Source organism: Halomonas sp. NPDC076908 (genome assembly GCF_050269715.1).
GTDB lineage: Bacteria > Pseudomonadota > Gammaproteobacteria > Pseudomonadales > Halomonadaceae > Vreelandella.
The window spans coordinates 131231-142396 of the sequence record NZ_JBNNIW010000005.1; the positions used below are offsets into that span (position 1 = coordinate 131231).

Annotated in this window: 10 protein-coding genes; 1 reads left to right on the forward strand and 9 read right to left on the reverse strand. The window is 53.7% G+C overall.

The annotated features are described in order from the left end of the window. Nucleotides 1-3: 3 nt before the first annotated feature. From ACQKE4_RS04660 to ACQKE4_RS04685, 6 genes are all read right to left on the reverse strand, one after another. A complete protein-coding gene (locus ACQKE4_RS04660; RefSeq protein ID WP_427387120.1) occupies nucleotides 4-2610 on the reverse strand; it encodes a TRAP transporter permease in 2607 nt (868 codons plus the stop codon). Between the two features lie 166 nt (nucleotides 2611-2776). Then, nucleotides 2777-3757 carry a TAXI family TRAP transporter solute-binding subunit gene (locus tag ACQKE4_RS04665; protein ID WP_427387121.1) on the reverse strand — a complete coding sequence of 327 codons (981 nt, stop codon included), beginning with the start codon at nucleotides 3755-3757 and terminating at the stop codon, nucleotides 2777-2779. A gap of 407 nt (nucleotides 3758-4164) precedes the next feature. Continuing rightward, on the reverse strand, nucleotides 4165-5469 hold the full coding sequence (locus tag ACQKE4_RS04670; protein WP_427387122.1) for a TRAP transporter large permease: 1305 nt from the start codon (nucleotides 5467-5469) through the stop codon (nucleotides 4165-4167). Then, entirely contained in the window at nucleotides 5459-5938 is a 480-nt protein-coding gene (locus ACQKE4_RS04675) for a TRAP transporter small permease (RefSeq protein ID WP_427387123.1), read from the reverse strand. The genes ACQKE4_RS04670 and ACQKE4_RS04675 overlap by 11 nt, the downstream gene beginning before the upstream one ends. A gap of 62 nt (nucleotides 5939-6000) precedes the next feature. Beyond that, nucleotides 6001-7011, reverse strand: coding sequence for a DctP family TRAP transporter solute-binding subunit (locus tag ACQKE4_RS04680; protein ID WP_427387124.1), 1011 nt, complete (start codon nucleotides 7009-7011; stop codon nucleotides 6001-6003). A gap of 174 nt (nucleotides 7012-7185) precedes the next feature. Then, the gene (locus ACQKE4_RS04685; protein ID WP_427387125.1) at nucleotides 7186-7593 is read right to left on the reverse strand and encodes a GFA family protein; all 408 of its coding nucleotides are present in this window, start codon (nucleotides 7591-7593) and stop codon (nucleotides 7186-7188) included. A 331-nt stretch (nucleotides 7594-7924) separates the two neighbouring features. Here ACQKE4_RS04685 and ACQKE4_RS04690 point away from each other — a divergent pair, with 331 nt between their 5' ends. Further along, nucleotides 7925-8785, forward strand: coding sequence for a DMT family transporter (locus ACQKE4_RS04690; RefSeq protein WP_427387126.1), 861 nt, complete (start codon nucleotides 7925-7927; stop codon nucleotides 8783-8785). Here ACQKE4_RS04690 and ACQKE4_RS04695 read toward each other — a convergent pair. Genes ACQKE4_RS04695 through modB form a run of 3 tightly spaced genes read right to left on the reverse strand, consistent with a single transcriptional unit; the run spans nucleotide 8782 to nucleotide 11139 of the window. After that, entirely contained in the window at nucleotides 8782-9315 is a 534-nt protein-coding gene (locus tag ACQKE4_RS04695) for a DUF192 domain-containing protein (RefSeq protein WP_427387127.1), read from the reverse strand. The genes ACQKE4_RS04690 and ACQKE4_RS04695 overlap by 4 nt on opposite strands. 2 nt (nucleotides 9316-9317) lie before the next feature. Beyond that, nucleotides 9318-10508: an ABC transporter ATP-binding protein gene (locus ACQKE4_RS04700; protein WP_427387128.1), complete on the reverse strand. Its 1191-nt coding sequence runs from the start codon at nucleotides 10506-10508 to the stop codon at nucleotides 9318-9320. Then, nucleotides 10471-11139: a molybdate ABC transporter permease subunit gene (gene modB, locus ACQKE4_RS04705; protein WP_427387129.1), complete on the reverse strand. Its 669-nt coding sequence runs from the start codon at nucleotides 11137-11139 to the stop codon at nucleotides 10471-10473. Before modB ends, ACQKE4_RS04700 begins: the two co-directional genes overlap by 38 nt. Nucleotides 11140-11166: the final 27 nt, after the last annotated feature.

Here is an 11166-nt window from a genome sequence, read left to right on the forward strand (position 1 = left end):
CCTTTAAGCAGACGTTACCGCTGCCCCATCAGAAGGAAGATTGTTACGCCGACGACGCTGCATCAGTACCACAAACGCAAACACTAAAAATGCAGGTATCCATATCCACTCCTTGGTCCAGCGATCTACTGGCGCAAGCACTTCAAGAATCTCTTGATCAAAGTCAAAGCCCAAATCTGCGGCTTGGCTACCAAACTCAACAAAATCCACGGTAGCTTCATCGCCATCGACCCACAGCTCCATACCCAACGCTTCCATACGCTCTTCAGCCGTATCGCCACGCGGTACCGGAACCAGAATGTAGGTCGTCATTGGGTCGCCGTAATCATTCTCGCCTGCAATCCTCACCCGCAGGTTACTGCCATCCTCAACGCTTCCGAGAGCTTCAGCAAACTGTGCGGGAGGCACTGACTCATAGGGATCATGGATCCGATCCATCCAGAAACCTGGGCGGAATAGCGCAAATGCCACCAGCAATAGCAGCAGCGACTCATACCAACGGCTACGTACAAGCATAAAGCCTTGGGTACCCGCCGCGAATATCAGCATCGCCACCGTTGCTACAATAAACACCACTATCCCCTGCATTACCGTGACATTAATCAACAACAGGTCGGTATTAAAGATAAACAGGAACGGTAGGGCTGCTGTGCGCAGGCTGTAATAGAATGCCTGGAAGCCGGTACGTAACGGATCACCCCCAGAGACCGCCGCTGCAGCAAACGAGGCCAGCCCCACGGGCGGCGTCACGTCCGCCATAATCCCGAAGTAGAATACAAACAAATGCACCGCTATTAGCGGGACAATCAGCCCGTTTTGCTGGCCTAGTACCACAATCACTGGCGCCATTAGTGCAGATACTACGATGTAGTTCGCAGTGGTCGGCAAGCCCATGCCCAAAATCAGACTGAGTAGCGCAGTTAGCAGCAAAATCATCATCAGGTTGCCACCCGAGAGAATCTCCACTACATCCGCCAGCACCAAGCCCACCCCAGTTTGTGATACAGCACCCACAATGATACCCGCGGCGGCTGTAGCGATACCGATACCGATCATGTTACGGGCACCGGCAACAAGGCCATCCCATAGGTCCTTAAAACCCTCTTTGACGTCAGCGGCGAACTTGCTATGACCACGGAAGAACGCGATAACCGGACGCTGAGTCACCATGATAAAGATCATAAACATGGTCGCCCAAAATGCCGACAGCCCTGGCGACATGCGCTCCACCATCAAACACCATACCAATACAATCACCGGCAGAATGTAGTGCAGGCCGACCATTACCGTGGGGCGTGTTTGGGGCAGGATTAACACTGCTGATTTAGGGTCATCCAGTTCAAGTTCGGGGTAGTTGGAGCTAACTTTTAGCAAGCCTATATACACCACGGTCAAGCCTATCGAGACGACCCATGGGGTCGCATCACCCAATACTGGTTTAAGCCAACCAAGCCCGTAATAAACGGCAAACGAGAGGGCCATCAACAAAATCAACCCGGTCAAGAAACCAAGGATCTTATTCAGCAGAGGCCGCGCTGGGTTACTCGAAGGCAACCCTTTCATGTCCGCTTTTAACGCTTCAAGGTGAACAATATAGATCAGCGCAATATAAGAAATAATGGCAGGTAAAAATGCGTGTTTGATGACTTCCACATAGGAAATGCCAACGTACTCCACCATCAAAAACGCTGCCGCGCCCATGACGGGCGGCATAATTTGACCATTAACAGAAGAAGCCACTTCAACAGCCCCGGCTTTTTCTGCACTAAAGCCAACGCGTTTCATCATCGGGATCGTAAAAGTACCCGTGGTTACCGTATTGGCAATCGACGACCCTGAGATCAAACCGGTTAGCCCAGATGCAACGACAGCAGCCTTGGCCGGACCACCTTTAAAGTGCCCCAACATAGAGAAGGCAACTTTAATAAAATAGTTACCTGCCCCTGCTTTATCGAGCAGCGCACCAAACAACACAAATAGGAAAACAAAACTTGTCGAGACGCCCAGCGCAATACCAAACACCCCTTGAGTACCTAGCCACTGGTGATTAATCAGGCCGCCTAAACTCACCCCGCGGTGGGCTAAAATGCCCGGCATATAAGGGCCAAACAGCGAGTAAGCAATAAAAACAGCAGCCACTACCATTAACGGTGGCCCGAGGGCACGTCGGGTCGCCTCCAGCAGCATAATAATGCCGACCACTCCAATCACGATGTCTTGGGTGATTGGGCGACCCGGACGCTGTGCTAAATCGGAGTAAAATAGGAACAGATAAGCACCGCAAAAAGTCGCCACGGCGGCGAACGCCCAGTCCTGCAGTGGAATACGGTCTCTAGGAGAACGCTTAAGCGCAGGGTAGGCCATAAACGCGAGAAATAGCGCAAACGCTAAATGAATGGAGCGCGCCTCGGTCGCACTAAAAACACCAAAGCGAAATAAATACGGGAGCGGTGAAGCTATCCAAAGCTGAAACAGCGACCAGATCGCTGCAATGCTTACCAACAATGTACCCGGCACCCCTACCGGCTTTCTTGCCCCTGAATCGCTAGAAGCGACCATATCCTCCAGGTCTTGTTCAGAGGCCGCCGAAGGTTGTTTGTCATCACGCATAAGCTTGCCCTGCCTAATGGTCAGCGCTGACAATCAGCGCTTTCAACAAGAAGCGCGGACACCTGGGTTATCAATCACCAGGAGCCCGCGCTTTACTACTGTCGGTGAACACTGTTCACCTGTCGATCTTTACGTTGCTACCGACCTTTACGTTGCTACGTAGCGCTTATTCGATCCAGCCACGCTCACGGTAGTAACGCGCTGCACCGTCGTGAAGCGGAGCAGTTAAACCGTCAGAGATCATGTCTTCTTCGTTCAGGTTTTCAAACGCAGGATGCAGGCGCTTGAAACGATCGAAGTTTTCAAAAACGGCTTTGACCGTTTCGTAGATAACGTCTTCATCTACATCTGTAGAAGAAACAAACGTGGCAGCAACACCGAAGGTTTCAACGTCTTCGTCATTACCGCGATACAGGCCGCCAGGAATGACCGAACGCGTGTAGTACGGATACTCTTCAACCAATGCGTCAATCTCATCGCCAGTCACCGGCACTAGGCGAGCATCAATAGTGGTGGTGGCTTCTTGGATAGAGCCGTTCGGGTGACCAACAACATAAACCATGGCGTCGATGTTGTTGTCGGACAGTGCAGCGGCCTGCTCAGCGGCATCAAGCTGTGAAGCCAGTGCGAAGGTGTCTTCATCCCAACCGAACGCATCCATGACCACATCCATGGTGTTGCGCTGGCCAGAGCCTGGGTTACCGATGTTGACACGCTTGCCAGGAAAATCGCTGATGTTCTCAATGCCGGAATCGGCACGGGCAACAACAGTTAGCGGCTCACCGTGCATGGTGAACACGGCACGCATATCTTCCCAAGCGCCCTCTTCTTCGAAGTTAGCTTCGCCGTTGTAAGCACGGTACTGAACATCAGACTGAACAACGCCCATGTCCAGTTCGCCGCTCTTCATGCCGTTAACGTTGGCAACTGAACCACCGGTAGAAGGTGCGTTACAGCGGATATTGTGGTCATCACTGCCACGGTTAACCATACGGCAAACCGACTGACCTACGACGTAATAAACGCCGGTTTGGCCACCGGTACCAATGGTGATGTAGCGATCCTGGGCAACGGCTGGGGAAGCAAACGTTGCCGCAGCAATCATCGCGCCAGAGAAGGCTGCGGTGGAAAATACATGGCGTTTCATGAACACACCTCTTTATCTTGATTTTATGAGCTTATTTGATGTTATTAACATCGCGCGTCTTGTTCTCACCTGGTGAACCGTTCCCTCAGGTGGTTTATGCTAAAACGTTTTTCAAGACAGTCTGTTACAAGCAGCTATTTTCAAACGGATATATAGCTCCCTGCTAATACTACTTTAGCGAAAAACAAAGCATTTAGCGAAAAAAAGCACTTTCGAAGCAAGGCAGCTACGCCATCTCCCATTTAAAGCACTTTCCTACGCTGTTAGATAGTAGTTTAGCGCTAGGTAACGTTTAGTAAGCGTTAACAAGCATGCCATTTTGGCATAGGGGATAAGGATGCTAGCGACTCACTCGACACCGGCTGCTTTTGCATTATCGACTGCCTAGTCGGTGGCGAGCGTGAAGTTTAAATGTTGTAGCCCAACACGCTGGGTAACCACAGCGCGATAGCGGGGAAAATAGCTACCAGCGCCAGCGCACAGCCCATCGCCACGACAAATAACAGCGCCCATCCAACGGTATGCTCCAAGCGAATTTTGGCTATTTCAGTGGTTACCATTAAATTTACCGCTACCGGCGGTGTAAACTGGCCAATCGCAATGTTCATCGCTAATAAAATCCCAAACCACACCGGATTCCATTCAAAGTGCTGCATAACGGGTATCAGGATCGGCATCATGATTAGATAAATCGATATGGCGTCCAACAACATCCCAGCGACCAGCACCGCTAGCATTACCAAAATCAGCAGCAGCACGCCGTTATCAGTCAGGCCAATTATCCACTCTGCTAAGTGGCGAAAGGTGCCCAGCATGGTGCCCGCCCAGGCAAAAATACCAGCAAGCGCAATAATCAGCATCACCACACCAGAGATAATTGCCGCCTCGCCCAGCAATTCCCATAAATCTCGCAGCGAAAGCTCACGGGTGAGGAAAAGGCCTACGAGTGCGCCATAGGCTACCGCCACCACAGCAGCTTCAGTGGGTGTAAACAGCCCAGAGCGTAAGCCCCCCAGTATCAGCACTGGAGCAAACAATGCAGGTATCGCCTGCTTAAACGTAGTTCGCACACTAAGCTGCTCGGCCCCCTCTACCGGCGCGCCTCCTTCCCAGCCGTAGCGTTTGGAAACAAGCATCGCAGGCACTAACAGCGCCAGTCCCGCCAAAATACCGGGAAAAAGACCAGCGGCAAATAGCGCACGCAGATCAACTCCGGGTACGACGATTGAATAGAGGATCAGCGCCACTGAAGGTGGTATGAGGATAGCGGTAGAGGCAGAAGCGGCAATTAGCGTGGCCGAAAACGGCTTGGGGTAACCCGCCTTGGTCATACTGGGCAGCATGACCATCGCCACAGCCGCCGCATCGGCGGGCCCTGAACCACTCATGCCGCCCATAATCATACAAACCAACACCGCCACCAACGCCAGGCCACCATGGCGCGGGCCAATCAGTGCCTGCGCAAAACGCACTAAACGCAGCGCCACCCCTGAGCGCTCAAAAATAAGCCCCGTTAATATAAACAGCGGAATCGCAATGAGCGGATATTTAGCGATGCTGTTGTACGTATTGGTGCCAAGAGTCGCGAGCATATCTGGCGATAGCCCGATCACAATGCCCACTGCCCCGGAGAGCGCTAGCGAAAACGCCACCGGCACGCCTGCAATCAGCAGCCCTGCAAAGGCCAAAATCATCCATACATCAGGGCTCATCGGAGAGTCTCCCGGTCAAGCGGTCACGGGTTTGTTGAATTAATCGCCACAGCATGGCGAGGGTCAGCACGGGTAGCCATACCAAATACCACCACTGTGGTAGGCCAAGCCCCGGCGATAGCGACTCCCACTGCTGCTCCTGCCAGGCAAGCTTGCCGCCGTACCACGTAATTAACCCCAGTACGATGACACCGCATAGCGCTTGAAAAAGGATTAATAGCGTTCGGTAATGGGGCGGCAGCATCCGCTCTAGAAAGCTAATGCGGATATGTCGGTTGCGGCGCAACGCCACGGAAGCGCCCGCAAAGGTCAGCACCACTAACAGAAAAACTGAGAATTCTTCAGTGAACGAGAAGGACCCACCGGTAATGTAGCGAGTGATGACATTTCCTAAACTGATCAACGAGATAATGATTAATGCCAGCGCGCCCAGCCAGCGCTCAAGGCGTGCATCAGGAAAGCCTTTCATGGCAGCCTCATAGCAAAAAAACTCCCAGCTCTAAGGGCTGGGAGTTAAAACATTAAAGGTAACTAGCGCGCGTCGATGGCGGCTTGGGCAGCGTTCACCACCTCTTCACCGATACGCGGCGCCCATTTTTCATAAACGGACTGAGTCGCCTCAACAAACGCTTGGTACTGCTCATCGGTTAATTCAGTCACGGTCACACCGCGCTCTTGAATCGCCGCCAAGCGCTCTCTCTCCTGCTCACGGGTCATGGCAATTTCCCACTCACCCGCTTCACGAGCCGTTTCACGCAGCATGGTTTGCTGCTCTTCATCCAGGGACTGCCAGACGGTCTGATTGACCGCAAAAATCAGCGGATCATTCATGTAATTCCAGAGTGTTAAATGCTCCTGACCCACTTGATCAATCCGCGCCACGTCAAACACCGAAAGCGGATTTTCCTGGCCATCCACCGCACCCGTGGTTAGCGCTGGCTGAGCGTCAGTCCAGCTCATTTGCGTGGGGTCAGCGCCAAGGGCTGAGAAGGTATCCTGGAACAGCGGCGAACCAACAACGCGGATTTTCAGGCCGTCCAAATCATCTGGCTGAGTGATCGCCCCGCGTGAGTTAGAGACCTGACGAAAGCCATTTTCGCCCCAGGCCAGCGGAATAACCCCGCGGGACTCAATGGCTTCAAACACTAACTGACCCGCTTCACCACCCGTGACAGCATCGACGGCAGCTTCATCGGGAATGAAAAACGGCAACGAGAACAGATTCAGTTCCGGCACCTGGGGCGACCAGTTAATCGTTGACCCGACTGCAGCGTCGATTAACCCCGAGCGCATAGCGGAAAATTCACGGGTTTGATCACCAGAAACCAGTTGAGAATTAGGATAAACGCGCAGCGTTAACTCACCGCCGCTGCGCTCCTCCACCAGCTCAGCCCACTTCTCCGCCGCTTGCCCCCAGGGGAAAGCGTCAGATAAAACGGTGGAAACCGAAAGTTCGCGGGCTTGTGCAGAAAGCGAAGCGGAAAGCAGTGCCGCCCCGGCCAAGCCGGCAGTGAAACGAGCCATAGAGCGTGTCAGCGTCATGGTAGATCCTTTTTTAGCTATTTTTATGTTGTGCGTTTTATAGCGCGCGCGGTAGCTGTCGTAAGGCTGCGAGAAAGCCACACTTATTGTATGCACTTAGCGCGGGAAAGAAAGACGCCTAAGGTCGGCATGGCTGGATGAATTTCGACTACAGCATACTGTAGAGCACTACATTTAATTATCATGTTCCGAGAAGTGCGCAAACGCTTGCTCGCCGGTCATGGTCGGCGTCTCATTGGCAAAGTCGTAATAGTCTGGCTTTTGCTCGATGAATATCTGACTGCTCATTTCAAAGTTAGCGCCCTGCTGGAAAAGCCCGGCAGAAAGAGCGTACTCATCAGAAGAGAGCAGATGGTAAAACAAGTGCGTTCCACAGATGGAACAGAACCCGCGCTCGGCCCAGTCCGATGACGGATAGGTGGTGGGCTTTTGTTTACCACCGAACACAACATCAGTTCCACAATGTACTGCCAGCATGGGGCCACTCCCCCAACGCCTGCACGTTGTGCAGTGGCAAACATCGATTTTAGCTTGGTCGGCGATTGAAACTTCGATAGCACCGCAAAGACATGAACCTTCCATGATTTACCTCCTGCGTTGATAGGGCTCGTAAGTAGCTAAAGTGAAGAATCTAAAAACCGCAATGCCCGCGAGAACGTTTTGGCCTTAGCCATACTACCCTCTCAAAATTACTTGGTGATATTGCAGCGGGGAAAAAACTTTTGAAGATCATTTTCTGTCAGCCACCAGCCAAGAATAGTTACCGAGTGAAACGGTAAAGAATTGCTGACCTGGGTACTTATGCCTATTTAGGCCGAGCTTCACATCTTCGGCGACCACTCCTTGCACTATCACTTTTGTACTCCCCCAAGCTGTTACAATAGCTGTCTTTTTTCTAGCCATGGACATCAACGTGCCTTTACGCGACCTGCTACTCGGCCTGTTTGTTATCGCTATTTGGGCGCTGAATATCATTGTGATCAAGGTGGGCGTGGCGGAGCTGCCGCCGCTGTTAATGACTACGCTGCGCTTTATGCTGGTGGCGGCGCTATTGGTGCCGTTCTACCCGGTGGCGCGCGTGCAACTGCCGTTTTTGCTGCTGCTATCGGTGACCTTTGGTAGCCTGCACTTCGCGCTGCTATTTATTGGTTTGGAGCACGCCGAGGCAGGAACAGGGGCGTTGCTGGTGCAGATGGGCACGCCCTTTGCCACGCTATTGGCAGTGGTGTTTCTTAAAGAGAAATTGGGGCCCAAACGCATTGTAGGGCTGCTGCTCTCATTTGCGGGGATCATTGTGCTAGCAGGCGGCCCCACCTTACCGACGCCTCTCCCTCTGGCGATTCTGTTATTAAGTGCCTTTGGCTGGGCGGTGTCGCAGCTGTTGATTAAGCGCGGCCCACCGATTGCGCCGCTGGCGTTAGCAGGTTGGGTGGCGCTGTTTGCAGTGCCGCAAGTGGCGCTGGGTTCATGGCTATTTGAAAGTGGCCAGTGGCAAGCAATGCAACAGGCTACTTGGCTAGGCTGGGGGTCGATGGTGTACACCGCAGTGATGTCATCAATAGTGGCCTACGGGATTTGGTACGCACTGTTACGCCGCCACCCTGTTAATCGCGTTGTCCCGATGACGCTGCTCACACCGGTGTTTGCAGTCGGCCTAGGCGCGCTATTAATGGGCGACAGCCTAGGCTTTCATAAGTTGATGGGTGGTAGCCTCGTGGTCGCAGGCCTTGCTTTGATTGTGCTCAATATCCGCTGGCGACCACGCTTAGGTTAATCAGCAGGCTGACAATAACCGGCTATTTCAGGAACGGATACACAATCACCCACTTTGATACCGCGCTCGGCAAAGTAGCCAGCGTTCACTTCTAACGCTGAGTAGAAAGCTGCACCTGCCGGGTAGGATGGGCAGTCTCGTGGTGTGGAGGACTCACAAGGCTGCATGGTATTAATCGCCACAATTCGGCCTTGGCCATCGATATAGGCAATATCAAGGGGAATCAGCGTGCGGTACATCCAAAAAGCGTTCTCAGCAGGTTGCTCGGTTTCAAACCGAAACAGCATGCCACTCTCTTCTGGCATACTTTCGCGCTCCATTAAGCCGCGCTGACGTTGGGCAGTGGTTTCCGCTACTTCGACCTGTAGACGGTGAGGACCACCCTCGCTATGGATGGCCAGCGCCAGGGTCTGCATGCTTGTTGACGCCGCTTGCCCCCAGGCGAAGGAGCTTAGTAACGAAAGGGGCATGAGTGCCGCCAGCGGTAACAGTAACGACGCTTTGAGCAGTGTGCGACGCGAGTGATCCATGCTTACTTCCTTTTGTCATGCGCATCTGCGCGAACTTGGTGGCCTAACATCAGGTGAATGCCTGTTGCCAGTAGCGAAACGTTCACCACAGCCCCGCTGATTAATTGGTTACGACGCGCAGCATGGGTGGCGATATCGAAACGTAACATATCACCATGGTTGACGCGCAGCGAAACTGACGTGATGCCGCCCAACGCTACCAGCTCACTTACCGTGGCCGTTATTGGGTTCTCACGCTCCCCCTGGGATGGCCGGTCACGGCGGTGAAGCACAATATCGGATGGCGGCAGGTACCAAGTCACTTTTTCACCGATTGTCAGATCGATAAGCCCACCGGCTACTTCCAGAAAACTTTCCCCCCACTGTAGCCGACGCTGGCCATCCACCTCGACCACCACACCTGCAAATAAATTATGGCGGTCTAGCAGGCGCGCCACCAGCGGTGAAGCGGGCCGACTAAACAGCACCTCTGGCGTGTCCTGCTGAAGACTTACGCCGTTATGCAGCACACAGATTTGATCGGCGAGCGCAGTAGCCTCTTCCAGGTCGTGGGTCACCAGCACGATGGGGATCTCGATCTGCTGGCGAAGCAGCGCCAGCTCGCGCTGTAAGCGCCGCCGGGTGACTTGGTCCACCGCCGAAAAAGGCTCATCGAGCAACAGTACCTGGGGCTCACGTGCTAACGCACGCGCCAGTGCGACCCGCTGACATTGCCCACCGGAAAGCGCATTGGGGTAACGCTCACCCAGCCCTTCCAGGCGCACCTTGGTTAGCCACTGTTCGGCCTGTTCACGGCGCTGGGGTTGGGGTAAATGGCGTAGCGGTACTTGAATATTTTCCAGCGCTGTAAGGTGTGGAAACAGCGCATAGTCCTGAAACACAATTCCCACACGGCGGTGCTGGGGTGCGAGTGAACGCTTACCTGCGGCGTCAAACCAAACGTCGCCAGCACAGCTTATCTGCCCATACTGGGGCTGATAGAGTCCAGCGATGGTGCGCAGCAGCGTTGTTTTGCCGCTGCCAGAAGGCCCAACCAGCGCCAGCAGCTCTCCGGGCTGGCAGGCAAACTCAGCAGCCAGTGGAATCGGCCCGGTTTGATTCACTGCTACACATAGCCCTGCGCCTGAACCTGAGGTTAGCTCCGGCATAGAGAAATCAGCCACGCGCCCACCGCCTGCGTCCAGCCAAGCCATACACCAGCCCTAAGGTAATAAACGATACCAACAATAGCAGCGCTGACATTTGCGCCGCGCCCTGTTCATCAAACGCCTGAACGCGGTCATAAATGGCAATAGCGAGGGTGCGGGTTTCGCCGTCAATGGAGCCCCCTACCATTAAGATCACTCCAAATTCGCCCAGCGTATGAGCAAAGGTTAGCGCCGCAGCAGACATAATACCTGGCCAGACCAGCGGTAATTCAATACGCAGCAGTGTTTGCCAGGGGCTTAGTCCACTGCACCACGCCGCTTCACGCAGGTTATGAGGCACGTGTTCAAAGGCGCGCTGAATGGGCTGTACCGCAAAGGGCAGATTAGCAATTAGCGAGGCTATTAATATGCCGCTAAAGGTGAAATTAAGCCCACCGCCGGTCATTTGCGCCCAGAATGCTCCCACAGGAGCATCACGGCCAAAGCTGAGCAGCAGATAAAAGCCTAATACGGTAGGCGGTAACACCAGCGGCAGCGCCACCAGCGCCTCACATAGGCCTTTGCCGCGAAAGCGGGCGTAGGCGAGTGAACGACCAAGCCAGATAGCGAGGGGGATAAGTATTAAGCAGGTAAACACGGCTAGTCGAAGCGAGACCGAAAGCGCTGACCAATCCATTATGATTTCGCCATCACGACGGGACCA

Bases quoted from the DNA above. Each gene is read 5' to 3' on its own strand.
- ACQKE4_RS04660 (WP_427387120.1), bottom strand. From the start codon at position 2,610: ATGCGTGATGACAAACAACCTTCGGCGGCCTCTGAACAAGACCTGGAG.
- ACQKE4_RS04665 (WP_427387121.1), bottom strand. From the start codon at position 3,757: ATGAAACGCCATGTATTTTCCACCGCAGCCTTCTCTGGCGCGATGATT.
- ACQKE4_RS04670 (WP_427387122.1), bottom strand. From the start codon at position 5,469: ATGAGCCCTGATGTATGGATGATTTTGGCCTTTGCAGGGCTGCTGATT.
- ACQKE4_RS04675 (WP_427387123.1), bottom strand. From the start codon at position 5,938: ATGAAAGGCTTTCCTGATGCACGCCTTGAGCGCTGGCTGGGCGCGCTG.
- ACQKE4_RS04680 (WP_427387124.1), bottom strand. From the start codon at position 7,011: ATGACGCTGACACGCTCTATGGCTCGTTTCACTGCCGGCTTGGCCGGG.
- ACQKE4_RS04685 (WP_427387125.1), bottom strand. From the start codon at position 7,593: ATGGAAGGTTCATGTCTTTGCGGTGCTATCGAAGTTTCAATCGCCGAC.
- ACQKE4_RS04695 (WP_427387127.1), bottom strand. From the start codon at position 9,315: ATGGATCACTCGCGTCGCACACTGCTCAAAGCGTCGTTACTGTTACCG.
- ACQKE4_RS04700 (WP_427387128.1), bottom strand. From the start codon at position 10,508: ATGGCTTGGCTGGACGCAGGCGGTGGGCGCGTGGCTGATTTCTCTATG.
- modB (WP_427387129.1), bottom strand. From the start codon at position 11,139: ATGGATTGGTCAGCGCTTTCGGTCTCGCTTCGACTAGCCGTGTTTACC.